The 19172-nt window shown below is 41.5% G+C and carries 19 protein-coding genes; 11 read left to right on the top strand and 8 right to left on the bottom strand.

The genetic code is table 11. The features are described from left to right. A partial coding sequence (locus tag E0D70_RS17560) for a hypothetical protein (protein WP_207923241.1) occupies positions 1 to 225 on the top strand: 225 nt, incomplete at its 5' end. Positions 226 to 582: 357 nt separating this feature from the next. Here the strand turns inward: E0D70_RS17560 and E0D70_RS09625 are convergent. Continuing rightward, positions 583 to 1779 (bottom strand): amino acid aminotransferase, encoded by a 1197-nt coding sequence (locus E0D70_RS09625; RefSeq protein ID WP_133012060.1) that lies wholly within the window; start codon positions 1777 to 1779, stop codon positions 583 to 585. Positions 1780 to 2146: 367 nt separating this feature from the next. Continuing rightward, complete coding sequence (locus E0D70_RS09620; protein WP_133012059.1) at positions 2147 to 2845, bottom strand: pirin family protein; 699 nt, start codon at positions 2843 to 2845, stop codon at positions 2147 to 2149. 154 nt (positions 2846 to 2999) lie between these two features. On the opposite strand from E0D70_RS09620, the gene E0D70_RS09615 reads away from it, so the two are divergent. Beyond that, positions 3000 to 3902 carry a LysR substrate-binding domain-containing protein gene (locus E0D70_RS09615; protein ID WP_133012058.1) on the top strand — a complete coding sequence of 301 codons (903 nt, stop codon included), beginning with the start codon at positions 3000 to 3002 and terminating at the stop codon, positions 3900 to 3902. Positions 3903 to 3928: 26 nt separating this feature from the next. After that, positions 3929 to 4879: an AEC family transporter gene (locus tag E0D70_RS09610; protein WP_133012057.1), complete on the top strand. Its 951-nt coding sequence runs from the start codon at positions 3929 to 3931 to the stop codon at positions 4877 to 4879. A gap of 97 nt (positions 4880 to 4976) precedes the next feature. On the opposite strand, the gene E0D70_RS09605 is transcribed toward E0D70_RS09610, so the two are convergent. The 4 genes from E0D70_RS09605 to E0D70_RS09590 all read right to left on the bottom strand — a co-directional run bounded on the left by E0D70_RS09605 (position 4977) and on the right by E0D70_RS09590 (position 8911). After that, positions 4977 to 6023, bottom strand: coding sequence for a Gfo/Idh/MocA family protein (locus E0D70_RS09605; RefSeq protein WP_133012056.1), 1047 nt, complete (start codon positions 6021 to 6023; stop codon positions 4977 to 4979). Positions 6024 to 6123: 100 nt separating this feature from the next. Beyond that, entirely contained in the window at positions 6124 to 6780 is a 657-nt protein-coding gene (locus E0D70_RS09600; protein WP_133012055.1) for a YceH family protein, read from the bottom strand. 525 nt (positions 6781 to 7305) lie between these two features. Then, positions 7306 to 7701, bottom strand: coding sequence for a DUF1801 domain-containing protein (locus tag E0D70_RS09595; protein ID WP_133012054.1), 396 nt, complete (start codon positions 7699 to 7701; stop codon positions 7306 to 7308). 55 nt (positions 7702 to 7756) lie between these two features. Next, the gene (locus E0D70_RS09590; RefSeq protein ID WP_133012053.1) at positions 7757 to 8911 is read right to left on the bottom strand and encodes a MalY/PatB family protein; all 1155 of its coding nucleotides are present in this window, start codon (positions 8909 to 8911) and stop codon (positions 7757 to 7759) included. Positions 8912 to 9257: 346 nt separating this feature from the next. Here E0D70_RS09590 and betI point away from each other — a divergent pair, with 346 nt between their 5' ends. The 5 genes from betI (at position 9258) to E0D70_RS09565 (ending at position 14746) form a co-directional block, all read left to right on the top strand. Next, a complete protein-coding gene (gene betI, locus E0D70_RS09585; protein WP_133012052.1) occupies positions 9258 to 9839 on the top strand; it encodes a transcriptional regulator BetI in 582 nt (193 codons plus the stop codon). A 119-nt stretch (positions 9840 to 9958) separates the two neighbouring features. Continuing rightward, on the top strand, positions 9959 to 10894 hold the full coding sequence (locus tag E0D70_RS09580) for a choline ABC transporter substrate-binding protein (RefSeq protein WP_133012051.1): 936 nt from the start codon (positions 9959 to 9961) through the stop codon (positions 10892 to 10894). Between the two features lie 79 nt (positions 10895 to 10973). Continuing rightward, positions 10974 to 11819, top strand: coding sequence for a choline ABC transporter permease subunit (gene choW / locus E0D70_RS09575; protein ID WP_133012050.1), 846 nt, complete (start codon positions 10974 to 10976; stop codon positions 11817 to 11819). A gap of 2 nt (positions 11820 to 11821) precedes the next feature. Continuing rightward, the gene (gene choV, locus E0D70_RS09570; RefSeq protein ID WP_133012049.1) at positions 11822 to 13009 is read left to right on the top strand and encodes a choline ABC transporter ATP-binding protein; all 1188 of its coding nucleotides are present in this window, start codon (positions 11822 to 11824) and stop codon (positions 13007 to 13009) included. Positions 13010 to 13465: 456 nt separating this feature from the next. Next, on the top strand, positions 13466 to 14746 hold the full coding sequence (locus E0D70_RS09565; RefSeq protein ID WP_133012048.1) for an MFS transporter: 1281 nt from the start codon (positions 13466 to 13468) through the stop codon (positions 14744 to 14746). 64 nt (positions 14747 to 14810) lie between these two features. On the opposite strand, the gene E0D70_RS09560 is transcribed toward E0D70_RS09565, so the two are convergent. After that, on the bottom strand, positions 14811 to 15422 hold the full coding sequence (locus tag E0D70_RS09560; protein ID WP_133012047.1) for a LysE/ArgO family amino acid transporter: 612 nt from the start codon (positions 15420 to 15422) through the stop codon (positions 14811 to 14813). 100 nt (positions 15423 to 15522) lie between these two features. Between E0D70_RS09560 and E0D70_RS09555 the strand changes: the two genes are divergently transcribed. Both E0D70_RS09555 and galU read left to right on the top strand, forming a co-directional pair. After that, complete coding sequence (locus tag E0D70_RS09555; protein WP_133012046.1) at positions 15523 to 16404, top strand: ArgP/LysG family DNA-binding transcriptional regulator; 882 nt, start codon at positions 15523 to 15525, stop codon at positions 16402 to 16404. Between the two features lie 61 nt (positions 16405 to 16465). Beyond that, on the top strand, positions 16466 to 17296 hold the full coding sequence (gene galU, locus E0D70_RS09550; protein WP_133012045.1) for a UTP--glucose-1-phosphate uridylyltransferase GalU: 831 nt from the start codon (positions 16466 to 16468) through the stop codon (positions 17294 to 17296). Positions 17297 to 17359: 63 nt separating this feature from the next. Here the strand turns inward: galU and E0D70_RS09545 are convergent, their stop codons facing one another. After that, positions 17360 to 18148: an inositol monophosphatase family protein gene (locus E0D70_RS09545; protein ID WP_133012044.1), complete on the bottom strand. Its 789-nt coding sequence runs from the start codon at positions 18146 to 18148 to the stop codon at positions 17360 to 17362. 282 nt (positions 18149 to 18430) lie between these two features. Between E0D70_RS09545 and E0D70_RS09540 the strand changes: the two genes are divergently transcribed. Further along, positions 18431 to 19156 (top strand): RNA methyltransferase, encoded by a 726-nt coding sequence (locus E0D70_RS09540; protein WP_133012043.1) that lies wholly within the window; start codon positions 18431 to 18433, stop codon positions 19154 to 19156. Positions 19157 to 19172: the final 16 nt, after the last annotated feature.

Genomic DNA, 19172 nt, shown 5'->3' with positions numbered 1-19172 from the left:
GGCTTTACGCATGTCCGTGGGACCACAGATCAAAGTGACATGGTGCTGAGAGGAGGATGTAAACATAAGCCTTATGTTCCTGTTGAGAAAACAAAAGACTTTATGGTTTTTGGAAGGAATTACTATGTGGGGTTTAACCGACGCTTACTAAAGATTGCCCTGATGACCTTCGTCGCTGCCCAACACCTGGCTCAGCAGACGCCGCAGGGTATCCAACTACGATGAAAGTTGATTGGGTACGAGTATACAAACGTAAATCTTGATCGAAAGGGTTAAATGTATGTTCTTGTCAGAGTGCAAAACTTTGATCTGAACATACATTGTTTTGCTTGTTGACCGTATATTTGAAGAAGTCCGACAGTTCAGAGGAAAGTAACATTGTCGTCAATTCGACATGTTTCTGATAAAGATGAATGTTGTTGTTTTATTGAACAATAAGTCTGTTTTTATTAATGAATGTTCTACGTGTCGTCATTCTTGGTTAGCTCATCATGAAAGCCCCTCAAAATTGACGTATTCAATCATTGTGGGGCTTCATGTCTTACTGTTTTCAGAGTGTTAAATTAGTTTTTATCTAGCAAATTAGCCAACTACTTTTGCAATGCTTTCACATAGATAATCAATATTGTTATCGCTAACTCCAGATATGCTCATGCGCCCAGAATCTGCAATATAAATAGAGTAGTCGTTACGCAATGTATGAACTTGCTCAAGAGTTAGACCTGAATACGAGAACATACCACGCTGATTTTTGATGAAGCTAAAGTCTTTGCTAACACCAGAAGCGGCTAGTTTAGTAACAAGTTTGTCGCGTAACCCATTAATTCGATTACGCATTCCAGCGACTTCTATTTCCCATTCTGCTTTTAGTTCAGGGCTACTCATAATGGTGTAAACAACCGCTGCGCCATGCGCTGGTGGCATTGAGTAGTTAGCGCGAATTGCTTGACCAATAATAGAGAAGGCGGCATTTGCTTCTTCTTTAGTTTCTGCAAGAATACTTAAGCCGCCACAGCGTTCGCGATAAATACCAAAGTTTTTAGAGAAAGAGTTTGCAACTAGCATGCTTTTTACATTGGCTGCCATATGGCGTAGGCCAGCTAAGTCGGCATCTAAGCCGTCTCCAAACCCTTGATAAGCAGCATCTACTAGCGGCAATAAACCACGTTCGTTAATAAAGTCAGTAATGATGTTCCAATGTTCAGGCTGTAAATCGATACCTGTTGGGTTGTGACAACAAGCGTGGACAAGTAGGACATCACCTTCTTTTGCTTCAGCTCTTAATGTTGCCATCATTTCTTCAAAGCGAAGACCATTCGTTTCAGGGTTATAATAAGGGTATGACTTTACTTCGACTCCAGCGGAATTAAAAATAGATTCATGATTCCCCCACGTTGGATCACTAACCCATAGACGAGCGTTTTTTAAGTTCGCACTGATAAAGTCAGCGGCTACTTTAAGTGCGCCGGTACCACCTGGAGTTTGTGTTGAGCGAATACGACCTGATGTAATTAGAGGGTTGCCTTCACCAAAGACTAAATTTTGAATAACCGTTTCAAATTCAGCAGCACCGTAAATGCCTAAATAGCTTTTAGACTCTTCTTGTTCAAGTAAGATAGCTTCGGCTTTCTTTACGCTATTTAAAATAGGGGTATCACCATGGTCGTTTTTATAGACGCCAACACCCAAGTCTATTTTTTTTGGATTCAAATCTTGCTTATGAGCAACGATAAGAGCTAAAAGAGGGTCGCCAGAAACGGCTTTTAAATGCTTAAACATGATAGTTACGGGGTCCTTTTAGAATGCCTCAAAGCGTTACTGCGATGAAGCAAAATAGCATGATTTACTTGATTAAGTTTCCAAACCATTTTGCCGCATTTATTGCAAAATACAATGGAATAACGAGGTAAATTATTTAAAAGCTGTAAAGAAAACAGGACACTTTATTATCCGCTATTAAAGGCGCTTTCTTGGCTCCTTCTACATTTCTTACTGCTGTTGCGTCGTGTATCACCACTAGATTCATGTTTTTTGAATAAAATAGCGCGATATAAGTGACAATGGAGCGTATAAAAGTAGAAAAAGCCAGCCAAAAAGGGCGTTAGTAAACCAATCACTATAGCGTTTTTTGCCTATTTTCTTCGAGTTATACTAAGTCAAAAATTAATGCTCTGACTTGCGTAGTGCCTGTGTTTTTAAGCGTAATAGCCACTTCATCCGATACCTTTACACCATCTCCAGGGGTGAGAATAGTGCCATCATTCAAGGTTAATTCACCTTCTACCTGGTGCACATAAACATTACGTTTATTATTAACGGTGACTTTTTCCTGCTTGCCTGCATCTAAGATAAGTTCTGACAATTGAGCATCTTGCTTAATGCTTAGCGTACCATTGCGACCATCAGGAGTAATGATGGTGGTTAAACCATGATTTTGTCCAAAATCTTTTTGTTGATAGCCTGGATTACCTCCAGTGACATTAGGCTCAATCCAAATTTGTAAAAACTTTAACGGTTCAGTATCTGATGCATTGAATTCACTGTGCGTTACGCCTTTACCAGCAGACATTAGCTGAAATTCACCTGCAGGAAGTTCTTTTATATTACCTGCGCTGTCTTTATGAGCGATGCGCCCTTGTAGCACATAGCTGATTATTTCCATATCACGATGGCCGTGAGTATCGAAACCTGCTCCAGGAGTGACCCTGTCGTCGTTGATAACACGTAAGTGAGAAAACCCCATATGTTTTGAATCGTAATAATGACCAAAAGAGAAAGTGTGATGACTATTTAGCCAACCAAAGTCAGCTTGTCCACGGTCGTTTGCTTTACGGATAGTGATCATAATTTAACACCTTCAGGTTGATTTTATAGGACGGACTGAATAATTTCAGTTCGCATTGCTTCGGTATGGAGTTAGTGTAAGAGAGAAGGATTTGAAAGAAAATTAGAAGGTTTTGAGCTAGTATTTCAAAATATTTGAACAAAGGAATCGGCCTATGAATAACGCCATCACAATAGAAGCTTTGCGCGTATTAGAAGCGATTCATCAGCAAGGTAGTTTTTCTGCTGCCGCTGATGTGCTCTTCAAGGTGCCATCTGCCTTAACTTATACGGTTAAGAAACTTGAGGAAGACTTGGGTGTTGCGTTATTCGATCGGTCGCGCCAAAAGGCCGTATTGACGTCTGCGGGTCAACTTGTTTTGGAGAGAGGGCAATGTATTTTAGAGGCCGCTCGCCATTTGGAAGATTCGGTTAAAGAGCTAGAATCCGGATGGGAGCCAAGGTTAAGAATTGCCCGTGATACAGTGCTAGAGGAAGAGCCTTTAATGTTGGTGGTGGGTATGTTTTTATCGCAAAACCGTCCAGTTGAAATCAGCTTATCAGAAGAAGCGGTTGGTGGTGCTTGGGACGCGCTACAGGATGATCGAGTAGATTTAGTGATAGGTGCGACTGGAGAACTCCCTAAAGGAAGTTTTCATACTCAACTATTAGGGGAGATCGAATTTGTGTTTGCTGTGTCGCCAAAGCATCCGCTAGCTTCATCGCAAGGCCCAGTTACTGCTCTGCAGTTGCGTGATTATCCTGCGATTGTTGTCGCTGATACGTCAAAAATCTTGCCAGTCCGAAATAGCGGTATTTTTGAAAGTAGGCAAGTGCTAAGAGTCGATACGATGCGCAGTAAAATACAGGCTCAATGCTTGGGGCTAGGAGTAGGGTATTTACCTAAACACCGCATTAGTGAGGAACTAAAAAGAGGAGATTTGGTTATTCGGGAATGTAGTATACCAAGACCAAATCAAATGGCGTATTTGGCATGGCGGAAAGAAGAAGTGGGGCGAGGGCTTCACTGGTTCATTACTGAATTAGTAAAGCAGAACTGGCATTTAATGAAGCGTTAACGTTTACATCATAATAAGGACTTAGTGTGTTTTCACTTTCAATGGATATTATTCCTGTTTTTTTACTACTGATGGCTGGCGCACTCTGTCAGCGCTTGAGTTTTCCTATGTCGGGATTTTGGCCAGGTGTAGATAAGTTGACTTATTGGCTCCTTTTCCCTGCCTTACTTTTCTATAAAACATCCCAAATCGATTTCTCAAACCCACTATTACCGCAATATGCTTTAGTGCTACTTAGTGCTTTAGTAATGACGGCTATTTTTACTTTTGCGAGCGTTTGGCTTATTGGTGCAAAAGCGCCAACAGCATCCAGCATGCTACAAGCGGGCGTCCGATTTAATACTTTTATTGTTTTAGCGTTAGCGGGGAGTTTGTACGGTAATGATGGATTGACTTATGCGGCTCTAGGCGCCTCGGTATTAATTCCTGCTATTAATGTATTTTTGGTGATCAGTATGGTGCTGATGCACGGAAAACCATCGTCTGATAATGTTGCTGTTTGCCCATCATTACCTAAGCTGTTGAGCGGCGCCTTGGTGCGTAATCCATTAATTATCTCAATTGTACTAGGATGTGGCCTGAATTTATTAGGACTTACCCCCATTCCAGTAGTGACAGATATGGCTGAGCTAATTTCTAAAGCCGCGTTGCCAATGGTTTTATTAGCGGTAGGGGCAAGCGTGCGTTTGGAGGTAATCCGTTCGGTAGGTATGACCTTTGTTTTTTCTACTATAGCTCGGTTTATTATTTTCCCTTTATCCATTGGTTTGATGTGCTGGTGGCTGGGGATAAGTGGTTTGCCTGCTTTGGTCGCCATTTTATTTGGTGTAGTGCCTACTGCCACTTCAGCGTATGCATTGGCACGTCAGTTAGGGGGAGATGCGGAGCGAATGGCAGCGTTTATTACCTTACAGACTATCTTATGTGTCGTCACACTTCCCGTCAGTGTATGGTTCAGCCAGCTGATATTTAGCTAAGTTAAATGTACTCAATATAGAGTACATTAGCGTTGTGAAATGGATAAAGACCATGTCTATGAGCGGGTCCTCAATAGCATGGTCTTAAGAGACAGAATTAGTGTTTGTGGTGGTGATGTTCATGGTGATGATCGTGAATGTCCTCTTCATGATCATCATGCTCAGCTTCACCTGGGTAACTTAATCCGATGTCTTGACGTATTTCATCTAGCGTGGCGATCAATTCAAGGCTGTCCTGTCTGCTATGGTTGGGACTTTCTTGTAATCCTTCTATTAAGCATCGATTTACTTCGTCAACCTCAAATTGGTAGCCTTCTCCAGGAAAATCAAACTCAATTACTCGTTCTTGTTGTTCACTGCTTACCATACGGCACGATTTGGCTTTAAACCATTCTGAGTCGATTTCAATATACCCTTTGGACCCAGAAAAAGTGGCTCTATTTGGGTTGCAAGAAATGAGCGATGCTTCCAAAGAAGCAAGCTGACCGTTTTCCCAGCCTAGGAGTATTTGCTCAAAAATATCGACCTCTGTATCACCAATAACGGCTTGGTTTTGAATAAAGTCTGGTTTACCAAAAAACAATTGAGCAAGGAAAACAGGGTAAATACCAATATCAAGTAAGGCACCACCCCCTAATTTTGGATCCAATAAGCGATGATTTGGATCTGTTGGGGCTACGAAATTAAAACTTGCTTGGATACTGTGTAGTTCGCCAATTTCGCCTTCTTCAACCCATTCAATAACCTGTTCAATGACAGGGTTAAAGCGTGTCCACATAGCTTCCATCAAGAAAATATTTTTCTCGGCTGCTAAATCATAAAGCTCTTTTGATTGGATTGCATTGAGGGTCAAAGGTTTTTCACATAATACGGCTTTGCCGGCTAAGAGACAGGCCTTGGTTAAATCATAGTGAGAAGTATGAGGTGTGGCGATATAGACAACATCAACTTCGTGACTATTGATCAGTGAAAAGTAATCTACAAAGGCAAGTTCGATGTCGAAATCAGCAGAGAATGCATCCGCTGAGGATTTATCCCGTGAAGCGATAGCGCGCAATTCGCCTGATTTTGCATAACAAAAGTCGCTTGCAAAACGGCGGGCAATATTCCCTGTGCCGATTATTCCCCAGCGTACCTGTTTCATGGGATTCTCCTCTTGTAAGTAATAAATGGTCCGAGATTAACGGCATTTTAATTGATAATTCGTATTATTAAAAAGCGATTAAGTCTGCCGTTAATTTTGACTACAGTCCACTGGCATTTTCTATCTTTTCTAGCCGTTCAGACAAGCTTAATACCAATTCTTCTAGCTCTTCTACTCTGTTTTTTAGTGAGTCGTCAGTTGAATTAGAGGTGCTAATAGCAATGTCTTCAATGCCTATATTGTTTTCTGTACAAAAGCATTCTTGATAACGAGACTCTCGTTTTCCTGGTTCTCTTGCTAGTTGTTTCACAAAAGGGCCACCGTTTTTTTCTTGCAAAGATTTTAGCGTGTCTTCAACTTCTTCTCTATCTTGAAAATTATGTAAGCGACCACTTCTTGAGCGCAATTCTCCGGGAGTTTGAGGGCCTCGGACGAAAAGTAAGCAAATCACAGCAAGCTCTGCAGTGGATAATTGAAGGTCTGAAAATTCGGTGTTACAAAAACGGTGCTGATATTTGCTTACGCGCCCATTGGAACCTGAAGCATTGGTAACTAAACCTCTTTTGGTAAGAGCATCTAACGCATCTTGAATTTCAACTTCTGTGTAACTGGTAACAGGGTCGCGACTGGATTTTTGATTGCAAGCGCTAACAAGTGAGTTGATGCTAAGCGGATAGAGGTCAGGCGTAGCAATTTCTTTTTCAATGAGGCAACCGATAATCCGCATTTCAATCTGATTAATTTCGTGATAACTCATAGTCTTTCCTAAAGTGTTTATTTTGAATAGAACCTAGTTAACAATAATGTTTTTTGAAAGGGTATTAGCAACAAGAACTTTAATAAGGTTTGGCCATTTTTTTTAGAATTATCCAGAGTGGCTTTATTTTTGCCACCACTGTTTTGATTTGTGTGGATAACAGCGATCAGGGAGGTGAGTGAGGTTTGGGTGAGTCTAAGGCGTAATGAGCTTAACAACAGCAAGCTATTGTTATGGGAAGATTGTCTTGGTACTTGATGGTGTAGTGTCTTATGTATTTTCCATTGCCAAAGTATAAGTGAGCAAGGTAAAGACATCCAAATACCAATTTGTAAGGAAAAATCGCTCATTAAGCTAGGTTGCCTATTGGGTTAATGTAAAAGTGAGATGACTTTTTAACCCTCTTATTTGTAATGTTTTTATAATAAAGCACTTTGGTAGCCAATGACATGACTATTTCGTCATTGATTACACAAAGTGTGACTATTAAATATCATGTGTTTAATGGGCTCCCAGAGAAGTTTTTTAATGTAATAAATGGGCTGTACGGTCACGGCCTTGTTTTATTGAATGAACTTTTATCTGGCTTAGAAGTTCAGCGAATACATTAATATTGATGTCGTGAAGACGATGGAAACTGAGACAATTCTCACCGAATTGAGCATGATTTAAGCGTTCTGCAAAAGAATAAAATTGGGTTGTATCATCAAAGTAAATACACAGGTGATCTTCTCTAGCCGCAACACCGAATAGCAGGTCAGAATCTTGCTGGAAGTAGGGAATGCCAAGATCAAAAGAAAGCTCCGCCTCGGGAGCTATCAGTCTCATTATTGCGAGAATTTCATGCAAGTCAGCACGCATGCTTGCAGAGGCGTGCTCAATATAGTGATCGACAAAGGGATTAGTGGGTAGCGTCATCATAATAACCTCCAAGGGGCTCGATTATGCGTACCTAATTCCTTTTTAATAAAGAGAACTATAAATAATTATGCTTTTTTAGAGCATCATTTATTCGCTTAATCGCATCTTCGAGTCGTGATTTAGGACACCCAAAGTTTAGGCGAATATAGTTAGGATTGCCAAAATCTTTTCCATCAGAAATTCCTACACCAGCATCCAAAAAGAATTGATGAACGCTATTAAGTTGTAACGCAGAGACATCAATCCAAGCCAAATAAGTGGCTTCCAAATGAACCATTTTTAGGGGAGTGCTTGGTAGCCAGCGCTCAATAATATCGCGATTTTCTTTTAGGTAAGTGAGTAGCGATTCGTGCCAATCTTGACCTTCTCCAAATGCTGCGTTTGCCGCTATTAAACCGAGTAAATTAGGGTAAGGAACCAGCCCAGCTTTTGCATTGTTAAAGGTCGCCCTCAGTGCTGGGTTAGCAATCACTGCGAAAGCATAGCCTAAGCCAGCAACATTAAAGGTTTTGCTAGGCGCCATTAATGTGATGGTACGGTTGGTCGCGTCTTCATTAACACTGGCGAAAGGTACATGAGGCACATCATCGAGAATCAGGTCACAGTGAATTTCATCGCTAACGACCAATAAATCATAGCGCTGTGCAAGCTGATGAATTGCTTCAAGTTCTGCTCTGGTGTAAACCGTACCGCCTGGGTTATGCGGGTTACACAATAGAATCATTTTACTATTGGGTTGGGCACAGGCGATTTCAAACGCTTGCATATCAAGTACCCAACGGCCGTCTTCTATCTGCATCTCAACATGCGATAACTCACGATTCGCATGAAGTACAGCCTTGTTGAAATTAGGATAGATAGGGCTAGGAACAATAATAGTATCGCCTTCGCTAGAGAAAGCTCTCACGGCCAAATGCAAAGCGCAGACTAATCCTGGTAAGTGAACAATCTGTGCGCTTGAAATACCCCAGTCATAACGACGCTTTGCATACTCTACGATCGTATTTTCTAGTTCGTTGGAAGCGTGTGTATAACCAAAAACGCCGTGCTCAATTCGCTCATTGAGGGCTGTTTTGATGCAATCTGGCGACTCAAAATCCATATCGGCGACCCACAATGGGATCACATCTTGAGGATATTTGGTCCATTTATCGCTATTGCTGTTTGTTCGGTCTATCTCTTTATCAAAACAAGATGCGTTGCTATCCATTACCTTTTTCCTATTAGTATTTTGAACTCTATTCTTAATGTGAGTTGGGTGATCTTCACTATATCTTGTGATTGACTATATTTTAAACAAAAAAAGTGTGATGCAGTGATATTTCGATTGGCGACCTTAGGATTGTTTAAAAAACATCCTTAATGTTTATATTCACGACAATAGCAGTTTATTAATAAAAGTTAATATTTATTTTATTTACCATTTTACTCTTTTAAATCATAAGCTTAAGTTGTTTAGAGTACTAAGTTTTTGATTTGTCAAGGGTTGACCATTATTGTAAAAGCAGCCTACTATAGTTTTCATTAAACGGCTGTTTAATAAAAAAGGATTTGTAATGCCAAAATTGGGAATGCAAGAAATACGAAAGCCTCAGTTAATCGAAGCCGCGATTAATGCCATTGATGAATATGGCTTCGCAGGCGCTACCGTTAGTATTATCGGTAAAAATGCTGGAGTGTCACCAGCCATCATAAATCATTATTTTGGCGGAAAAAACGGTCTTCTTGAAGAAACGATGAAGAGTTTAATTCATGAGTTTTTTGAAGGATTAAGCAAAGAAGTTTTGCAGGCTAAAGATAAGTCCTCTAAAGAAAAAGTAATGGCCTTGGTTCAAGCTAGCTTGAACCAATCGCAAACTCATCCTCAAGTAGTAAAGGCATGGATGGGGTTTTGGGCATCGGCCATGCATACACCATCATTGTTCAGATTGCAGAATGTGTATTACCACCGTTTACATACTGCATTGGTTGTGGTGCTAAAAGAAGCGTTTGATATCGAGAAAGCACGAGAAATAGCACAAACCGTGGCAGCATTAATCGATGGTATGTGGTTAAGAGGGTGTTTGTCGGGTGGTATTGATAGTGTGCGTTCAACTCGGCAGATAGGAACGTATTTAGAGCTAGTATTTAAACCTTAGTCGCTTGGGTCTAAGGCAAGCTGTTATTAACAGCTGAAGTGATTTATCCAAGCAATTCTGATGTATTTAAGTGAACAAAGTCTTTGTTCGCAATAGTTTTCCATAAAAGAGGATGAGTTATGTTAAATAAGGCAAGCAAAGGCGTAATCGCGATCGGTATCGCCAGTATTTCTGGCTTAACAATGGCAGCGAATTGTTCAACAGTACGCTTTTCAGATGTTGGTTGGACTGACATCACTTCTACCACGGCTGTGGCAACAGAAATATTGCAAGGCCTTGGTTACGATACAAAAATACAGCTATTGTCTGTGCCTGTGACTTATACGTCTATGGCGAACAAAGATATAGACGTTTTCCTAGGTAACTGGATGCCTTCCATGAAGGCCGATGTAGCACCTTATTTGAAAACAGGTACGGTTCAGGATTTAGGGCCTAATCTGAAAGGCGCTAAATACACACTTGCAGTCAGCAAAGAAGCTTATGATGCTGGTGTAACGGATTTCTCTGATCTTGCTAAACATCGCAAAGAGTTTGCTGGACGTATCTATGGCATCGAACCTGGTAACGATGGCAACCGTCTTATTCAAGATATGATCGATAAAAATGCCTTTAATCTAGGTAATTTCCAATTAGTTGAATCAAGTGAAGCAGGTATGCTTTCTCAAGTTAAGCGTAACATCCGTCGTCATAAATGGATTGCGTTTTTAGGTTGGGCTCCGCATCCAATGAATTCAAATTTTGATATGGATTACTTGTCTGGCGGTGATGAATATTTTGGTCCTAATTACGGCGGTGCGAACGTACATACTAACGTTCGTAAAGGTTACATCCAGTCATGCCCTAATGTAGGTAAATTGATTACTAATCTGAAGTTTACTATGCCAATGGAAAACCAAATCATGGGTTACATTCTTGATGATGGCAAAAAACCAGCGGCAGCAGCACAAGAGTGGCTAAAAGCACATCCCGATGCTCTTACTGCTTGGCTTGATGGCGTTAATACAAAATCAGGTGGTAATGGTCTAGCGGCAGTTAAAGCGCACTTAGGTCTATAAAAAACGTTATTTTTTAATGTATAGCGCACCAGTGGTGATATACCTCTGGTGCCTGTTTTTACAAATCGGGAGATAAAATATGGATTGGCTAACGGATAATAAAATCCCTCTTGGCGCCTGGATGGAAAGCTTTATAGACTGGCTTGTGGGCTCGGCTTCTGGCTTTTTTGATCTGATTTCTTTTGTATTAGAAACCATGATCACATCTATGGTTGACTCAATTATGTGGGCTCCTCCGCTGGCTGTCATTGCAATTGTTTTGGTTGGTGTTTGGTTTTTACATCACAGTATTGGGTTGTTAGTGTTCATTACCGCGTCTTTACTGTTAATTATTAACATGGGCTACTGGGAAGAGACGGTACAAACATTGGTGTTGGTAATATCGGCGACGGCCTTTAGTGTGCTAATCGGTATTCCCATTGGAATTGCGGCCGCACATCGTTCTTGGCTATACACGATATTGCGACCTATTTTAGATTTGATGCAAACTATTCCTACGTTTGTGTATTTGATACCCACTCTTATTTTATTTGGTCTAGGCTATGTACCTGGTCTGATTTCAACCGTTATTTTTGCCATAGCTGCGCCGATACGATTGACCTATTTAGGGGTCAGTAAAGTGCCTAGCGAATTGCTCGAAGCGGGTTTGGCGTTTGGTTGTACGAAATCAAAATTACTTTACAAAGTAGAATTACCTGCAGCAATGCCGAGCATCATGGCCGGTATTACACAATGTATTATGCTGTCTTTATCTATGGTGGTTGTCGCGGCATTGGTTGGTGCGGATGGCTTGGGCAAACCTGTAATCCGAGCATTGAATACGGTAAATATCTCTCAAGGTTTTGAGGCGGGTATCGCTATTGTTTTAGTCGCCATTATGTTGGACCGTATTTGTAAAACACCATCGATGAGAAAAGAAGGGTAAATATGGCTGTTGTAAAAATAGAACACCTAGATATTGTTTTTGGCAACAATTTGGCTAAGACGCTTCCTCTAATGGACAAAGGTCACTCTCGAGATGAAATTCTTGGTATGAGTGGAGATGTTGTTGGTGTGCAAGATGCGAACATCGAAGTAAACGAAGGTGAGATCTGCGTGTTAATGGGGCTTTCGGGTTCTGGTAAATCGACGCTATTGCGAGCAGTAAATGGCTTAAATAAAGTTGCTCGCGGACGCTGCCTAGTGAAAGATGGTAGCGACATGGTTGATATGGCGACCTGTGATGAAAAAACATTACGTCATATGCGTACTAACCGAGTGTCTATGGTGTTTCAGAGTTTTGCATTAATGCCTTGGTTGACTGTGCTTGAAAACGTGGCATTTGGTCTTGAAATGCAAGGAATGGCTCTGAAAGACCGCCTTGCTAAAGCAAAAGAACAATTAGATATGGTTGGCTTAACTCAATGGGCTGATAAAAAACCAGATGAATTGTCTGGTGGGATGCGACAACGTGTTGGCTTGGCGCGAGCTTTTGCGATGGATACTGATGTTTTATTGATGGATGAGCCTTTCTCTGCGCTCGATCCTTTAATTCGTTCTCAGTTACAAGACGAATTGATCGAGCTACAAAAGCGTTTAAACAAAACCATTATTTTTGTTAGCCATGACTTAGATGAAGCGCTAAAAATTGGCACTAAAATCGCCATTATGGAATCAGCTCGTATCATTCAACAAGGAGCACCAGAGCAAATTGTCTTAAACCCAGCCACTGAATACGTTGAGAAATTTGTTGCCCATACTAATCCCCTTAATGTGTTGTGTGGTAGTGCGTTAATGACTCCGCTTGCAGAGCTGCCGAAAAAAGAAGCACGCTTTAACGTGGGTGAAAATCTTTGGCTTGCGTTGGATGCAGGTCAATTTCAAGGCGTGTACAACAGCGAAGAAGAGGTTGCGAGTGCTCAATGGGCGCCCGGTATGCGAATTGAAGACATGCCAGCTAATACCGTTGTCCGAGTGGATGAAACGATTAACATGCGTGATGCAGTAGAGATTCGTTACCACACGAATCGTCCCATTGTGCTGGAAAATGACGGTCAATGTGTTGGTATTCTAAGTGATCATAACTTCTACCACGCACTATTAGGTAAGCATTTTAGCCGTACTGAGACACAGTAGAGAGAGTCCCTTGAGTCTTATACTTTAGTGAAGCTCTGAGCACTTTCTTAAGTGACGTTCTTAATTAGCAACAGCAATGAGTTCATTTTAATTCAAAGCGAAGACAAGCCAATTGTCTTCGTTTTTTTTTATCTCGCATTTCTTCTGATGAATACAAAAGGTAAATGAATGCGGGTGGTGCAGTATTAGGCGTGAACTAATGTACCTGTGAGCTTAGTGCCGGGGCGATAGTATTAAATACAGTACTTAACTTACGTATATTATCTTGTAGCAGAGGCGCTGTTTTTTTACTTTAATCGGTTTGAATACTTTACACTGAATAGTTAAATTACGATCATGAAAGTAAAATTTTTAACCTGATGATTAGTTATTGCATTCATAAATTGTGTCGGTATAGTCTGCCGAAATTATAACCACCTATTTTGTTAAAACTGCACGTTAGTACGAAGGATATTCATGTTTAAAACTCTACTGCTTCCTATTTGGAGCCTGCTTTTCGGTATTGCCATTCTCTCTATGGCGAGCGCCTTGCAAAGCTCCTTAATTGGTATTCGTGCATCGTTAGAGTCTTTTGATACGACGGCGACAGGTTTGATCATGTCATCGTACTATTTTGGTTTTATCGTCGGATCTATTTTAGTACCTATTTGGGTTAAAAATGTCGGTCATATTCGAGTCTTCGCCGCGGTGGCGTCATTGGCGTCGGTGACGATATTGATGCAATCTGTGGTGGTAAATCCTTGGTTTTGGATGCTCATGAGAATGGGCACGGGCTTGTGTTACGCGGGTTTGTATATTGTCACGGAAAGTTGGTTAAACGACATTGCGACGAACCAAACTCGAGGCCGATTATTTTCTATTTATACCATTGAGATATGGGCAAGTCAGACATTAGGTCAGGTCTTGTTGAATTTTTCTTCTCCTAGTGGATATGGTCTGTTTATTTTAACGTCCGTTTTGATTTCTATGGCGTTGGTCCCCTTGTTATTGGTACGGACTCCTTCGCCAACGATTAATGTGCCAGAAAAACTCAATATAATGGGGTTGATTAAGACCGCGCCACTCGGGGTGACGGGCGTAACCGCCGCTGGAGTCACCGCGGGGGCTTTGCTGGGGCTTGGTGCTCTGTATGCCCAAAGCATTGGTATGAGTATTGGTCAGATTTCATTATTTATTGGTGCAAGTTATGTCGGCGGTATGTTGTTGCAGTGGCCGATAGGAAAGCTGTCGGACCGCCAGGATCGCCGAGTGACTATGTTGTGGGTGGGCTTGGTCGGCGGGCTTGCGGCTTTTATTGTACCGCTGGGCAATATGGGCAACAGTCAGATATTGATGATGGTAGGCATGTTCTGTGTTGGGGCATTTACCTTCCCTATGTACTCGTTAGCTTCTTCCCATATGAATGACCAGTTACGACCTGAGCAAATATTATCCGCGAGTAGTGGCATGATCCTACTTAATGGCGTTGGTGGTATGATTGGGCCGCTATTGGCAGCGTCTTTGATGGATTTGATTCGTATTGATGCCTTATTTTGGTTTGTTGCTGCGATTAACTTTTCGGTCGCTCTTATGGCTCTATACCGTATTAATTATCAGCCACCTATGGTCATTGAAGATCAAAGTGATCCTATTCAGGTTGCGCTTTCAGTGAGTCCAATTGCGACGGCAGAAATGTGGGTAGAGGCGGATTCGTCCTCAACCCCAGATGAAAGTCATGAGGTTGAGATCAAGTTATAAGCGTTTATTACTACATTCAATCGATATTGTAGAAACATTGTGTTTTAGCTGCCACCATTGGCGCTTAGCCCGCTAATGGCTGAGTGGCAATTTTAAACGCAATACTCCATATCAATAGGGCGTTGGCACGATTAAACCAGCGCCAGAATATGGCCGAGCTAAGCCATTTTGCACACGCATGACCGATGAGCGCCAGTAGTAAAAACCAGACAATGGATGAGGTGGCACCGCCGAGTACAAACATCCATTTATCATGTAAAAACTGATTGGATAAGCTGCCCATTAAAATCATGGTATCAATGTAAAAATGTGGGTTTAACCAGGTTACTGCAAGGGCCATCATTAGTAACGGCCAACCCGCTAAGCGCGTATTTAAATGTTTGAGAACAAGGTGCTCATCGAGAAAAGAGGAGCGCCATTTTTGAAAAGCAAACCAGGTTAAAAAAGCCACCCCGCCCCACCGAAATAGCATTAATAACCAATCACTACTTTGAATGAGTAAGCCAAAGCCAAACGCCCCGAGAGCAATCGCAACAATGTCGCTGATGATAAATAAAAAGGCGATAGGGAAGGCGAGGTGTCGTTTTAGGGCTTGTTCTAGTAGAAAACTGTTTTGCGCGCCAACGGCTACAATAAGCCCACCGCCAGTAATTGCCCCACTCAAAAATGCAATCATATCTTTTCCGTCTTATCTGAGTCTGTTGAATGGTCTTGATACTAAGTGTATTTACAATTAAATTTAAATTAATTTAGCTTAAATTACATAAGAAAATATTATGATGGATTATAAGGCGTTAAATTGCTTTGTGGCGGTATTGCGTTTTCAGAGTTTTGAGCGCGCTGCAGATCACCTTAGCTTGACTCAGTCTGCGGTTTCTCAGCGCATTAAGCGTTTAGAGCAAGCGTGTGGTGGTCCTTTATTAATAAGGGCTCGTCCTGTTTCGGCAACACCCCTAGGTGAGCAGTTACTGGCGCATGCGAATAAAGTAACCATGCTGGAAGATGGCTTATTTGAGTTGTTACACGAAGGATACAGCCATCAACCGCTTTCTATTGCGGTTAATAATGATGTGTTAGCAACTTGGTTTGCTCAAGTATTAAGTGTGTTCTCGGGCGTTGATCAAGCGAGGTTGCATATTAAAGCCGCAGATCAAGGTAAAACGAGAGAGCTTCTGCAGACAGGTGAGGTTGTTGCTTGTATTAGTCAAATTGGTACACCTGTGTCTGGAGGAGAGTCTGTTTTTCTGGGTAATATGACCTATGAGCTGGTGGCTTCTCCTGAGTTCATTAAAACGCAATTAAAAAATGATATTTGTATCGAAACTGTCGTAGGAGCGCCTTCGCTTATCTATGATGAATTTGATGATCTGTGGCGTCGTTATCAGCATGAGTGTCTACAAGTAAAAGCGGACATTCGTAATAGTCACTGGTATCCTTCATCGCATGGTTTTGTAAAGATGATTATGGCTGGCACAGTCTGTGCTTTGGTTCCTACTGTGCAAGTAGTGGAAGAGATAAGAGACGGGAGATTGATCTCATTATTTCCCAAGGCAAAATTAAATGTGCCGTTATATTGGCATTGGTATAAGTTGAAATCCCCAGTTTTGGATCGTTTAACGGGTGTTGTTTTATCAACAGCACGGAATACGTTAAGCTAATTTATAGGTTGTCATATTTTTTTTTGGCGACCATTCTTTAATGCTATTTTAAGGATAGAGTATGATTCGTAAATGTTTGTTCCCAGTGGCAGGTTATGGAACACGTTTTTTGCCAGCCACTAAGTCGATGCCGAAGGAAATGCTTCCTATCGTTAACAAGCCTTTGGTTCAGTATGGTGTAGAAGAAGCTGTACAAGCGGGTTTGAAAAATGTGACCTTCGTAACAGGCCGTGGTAAACGCGCGATTGCTGATCATTTTGATATTAGCTACGAGCTTGAACATCAAATTTCTGGTACCAGCAAAGAGCAATATTTGGAAGGCATTCGCCACTTAATTGCGAATGCGGTTTTTTCTTTTATTCCTCAAAATCAAATGTTAGGTCTTGGTCATGCCATTTTGACGGGTGAGCCATTGATTGGTGAAGAAGCGTTTGGTGTTGTTTTGGCCGATGACCTTTGTTTTGGTGAAGAAGGAGGCGATGGTGTAATGGCGCAAATGGTGAAATTGTACAATCAATTTCGGTGCACCATTGTAGCCATTGAGGAAGTGCCTGAAGATGAAGTGCATAAATATGGTGTGATCAAAGGCGATGACATGATGGAAGGTCTTTATCGCGTAACTGACATGGTTGAGAAACCTTCTAAAGAAGAAGCGCCTTCTAACCTTGCTATTATCGGTCGTTATATATTGACGCCAGATATCTTTGATAAAATTCGCAACACTCCTCCAGGTCGTAATGGTGAAGTTCAAATCACAGACGCTATTTTACAACAAGCTAAAGAAGGTTGTGTGCTGGCGTATAAATTCAAAGGTCGACGCTTTGATTGCGGTAGTGTAGATGGCTTTGTAGAAGCGACTAATTATTGCTATGAGAATATTTATAAAGCGTAAGATGCGCTTTATAAAAAACAAAAAAGCCCGCTTCACAGAAGCGGGCTTTTTTATACATAAGAATTAGCTTAAGTGCTTGTTTAAAATAGGTAATAATACTTTGAATAAACGCGCATTAGCACAAAGTACATCACCATTTTCGATATTTGGTGAGCCATCAAAGTTAGCAAATAGGCAGCCGGCTTCTTTTGCGATGAATAGCGAGGCTTGCATTTCCCATTCTTGTAGTTTGATTCCCCAAGCAGCGTCTAAACGACCTGCTGCAGCATTCGCTAGCATCAATGCTGGTGCATCTTGCATGACAACGCGAGCGCCTTTTTCAGCTATTTCAGAGAATATAGCAAGTTGGCCTGATAGGTAGGGTGCTGTGCGATCTGTCACTGGAAATTGAGCAGCAACAGTTGCTTTTTCTAGGGTGCGAGCAGTACTGGTTCGAATTCGAGTGTTGTTTAAGTAAGCGCCACGGCCTTTACTTGCATAGAATTCGTCTTTGGTATGAGGGTTTAGCACTAGTGCGTGCTCCACTTTACCGGCAACAACATAGCTCATTGTAATTACGTGGCCTGTTAAACCGCGTGTAAATAGAGGCTGACCTTGAATAGCATCAATAATCCATTCACCTTCTTCGCCTTTTTGGACGCTGCCTTGAAGACGAGTGGTAATGGTATCGCCAGGGTAGGCTTTTTCTAAGTGGTATACGATAGCGCGTTCAGCGCCAGAGCAAACGACTTGGTAAACCTGATCTGCATCTTGTCCTTGCTCTTTATCGAAAAGTAGTTTTTCTTGGGAGTGAACGATGTATTCTGCCGCAGCGCGAGCGGCTTTGATTGCGATATTGATTCTAGGTTGCATGGGGTACCGTCAATATTTTAAATGAGAGTTCGTGCATTGTCTTTTAGTGAAAGACAATGCCGTTGCCATTAAAGTGTTAAAGAGCAAGCGTTTCCCCTAATAATAGAGACTTATTGGACAGTCGATTAGGGAAACCGCAAAATATGAGCGCGGATTCTAACGTAAAAGGACTTTTTTGGCTAGTAAAGATCTGGTTAAAAACTGAGCGCCTAGCTAATTTTAAAGAAAAATCTGTTAACATCCTCAACATCATTCGTTCGCTAGAAATTGGTAGTTCATAACATGCAGAGTAAAGTAAGAATTGTTCTTGTAAATACCTCCCATCCAGGAAATATTGGTGGTGCAGCAAGGGCTATGAAAAATATGGGGCTGGTGGATTTATATTTAGTTGCCCCAAAACATTATCCAAGTGATGAAGCAGTCAGTCGAGCATCTGGGGCGACTGATGTATTAGATAATGCCGTTGTTGTAGATACACTAGAAGAAGCGATTGCTGATTGTCAGCTCGTTATCGGAACAAGTGCTCGAGAGCGTCATATTCCTTGCCCTTTAGTAGACCCAAGGCAAGCCGCTGATTTGGTATTTGAAGAGCAATTAGAAACCGCTTTTGTCTTTGGTCGTGAAGATCGAGGGTTAACAAACGAAGAGCTACAGCGTTGCCATTATCATGTTCATATTCCTTCAGTTGAAAGTTTCAGTTCGCTAAACCTAGGTGCGGCGGTACAAGTAATTGCCTACGAATTACGTATGAAAGGGCTATTAATGGCCGATGCGCCGATAGTAGAACCTAAATGGGATGTGCCAGCAGCCAGCGTCGAGCAATTAGATCTCCTCTTGGAGCATTTAGAGCGAGTATTGGTAGATACCGAATTTTTAGATCCTAAGGCTCCGCGTAAAGTCATGACGCGTTTTCGTCGACTTTATCAGCGAGCTCAACTCGATCAACAAGAATTAGGAATGTTGCGTGGTATGCTCTCAGCGGTTGAGAAGTCTACAAAAGTTGGTTAATAATTAACAAGTAATG

Source organism: Marinomonas flavescens (assembly GCF_004352835.1).
GTDB classification, from domain to species: domain Bacteria; phylum Pseudomonadota; class Gammaproteobacteria; order Pseudomonadales; family Marinomonadaceae; genus Marinomonas; species Marinomonas flavescens.
The sequence above is the reverse complement of the archived record's forward strand: the minus strand, read 5'-3'. Positions and strand labels throughout refer to the sequence as shown.

What these genes read in the sequence shown, in the direction of transcription:
- E0D70_RS09615 (WP_133012058.1), top strand. Translation starts at nt 3,000, where the DNA reads ATGAATAACGCCATCACAATAGAAGCTTTGCGCGTATTAGAAGCGATT.
- E0D70_RS09625 (WP_133012060.1), bottom strand. Translation starts at nt 1,779, where the DNA reads ATGTTTAAGCATTTAAAAGCCGTTTCTGGCGACCCTCTTTTAGCTCTT.
- E0D70_RS09545 (WP_133012044.1), bottom strand. Translation starts at nt 18,148, where the DNA reads ATGCAACCTAGAATCAATATCGCAATCAAAGCCGCTCGCGCTGCGGCA.
- E0D70_RS09620 (WP_133012059.1), bottom strand. Translation starts at nt 2,845, where the DNA reads ATGATCACTATCCGTAAAGCAAACGACCGTGGACAAGCTGACTTTGGT.
- E0D70_RS09565 (WP_133012048.1), top strand. Translation starts at nt 13,466, where the DNA reads ATGTTTAAAACTCTACTGCTTCCTATTTGGAGCCTGCTTTTCGGTATT.
- choV (WP_133012049.1), top strand. Translation starts at nt 11,822, where the DNA reads ATGGCTGTTGTAAAAATAGAACACCTAGATATTGTTTTTGGCAACAAT.
- E0D70_RS09580 (WP_133012051.1), top strand. Translation starts at nt 9,959, where the DNA reads ATGTTAAATAAGGCAAGCAAAGGCGTAATCGCGATCGGTATCGCCAGT.
- betI (WP_133012052.1), top strand. Translation starts at nt 9,258, where the DNA reads ATGCCAAAATTGGGAATGCAAGAAATACGAAAGCCTCAGTTAATCGAA.
- E0D70_RS09555 (WP_133012046.1), top strand. Translation starts at nt 15,523, where the DNA reads ATGATGGATTATAAGGCGTTAAATTGCTTTGTGGCGGTATTGCGTTTT.
- E0D70_RS09600 (WP_133012055.1), bottom strand. Translation starts at nt 6,780, where the DNA reads ATGAGTTATCACGAAATTAATCAGATTGAAATGCGGATTATCGGTTGC.
- E0D70_RS09590 (WP_133012053.1), bottom strand. Translation starts at nt 8,911, where the DNA reads ATGGATAGCAACGCATCTTGTTTTGATAAAGAGATAGACCGAACAAAC.
- E0D70_RS09605 (WP_133012056.1), bottom strand. Translation starts at nt 6,023, where the DNA reads ATGAAACAGGTACGCTGGGGAATAATCGGCACAGGGAATATTGCCCGC.
- E0D70_RS09560 (WP_133012047.1), bottom strand. Translation starts at nt 15,422, where the DNA reads ATGATTGCATTTTTGAGTGGGGCAATTACTGGCGGTGGGCTTATTGTA.
- E0D70_RS09595 (WP_133012054.1), bottom strand. Translation starts at nt 7,701, where the DNA reads ATGATGACGCTACCCACTAATCCCTTTGTCGATCACTATATTGAGCAC.
- choW (WP_133012050.1), top strand. Translation starts at nt 10,974, where the DNA reads ATGGATTGGCTAACGGATAATAAAATCCCTCTTGGCGCCTGGATGGAA.
- E0D70_RS09540 (WP_133012043.1), top strand. Translation starts at nt 18,431, where the DNA reads ATGCAGAGTAAAGTAAGAATTGTTCTTGTAAATACCTCCCATCCAGGA.
- galU (WP_133012045.1), top strand. Translation starts at nt 16,466, where the DNA reads ATGATTCGTAAATGTTTGTTCCCAGTGGCAGGTTATGGAACACGTTTT.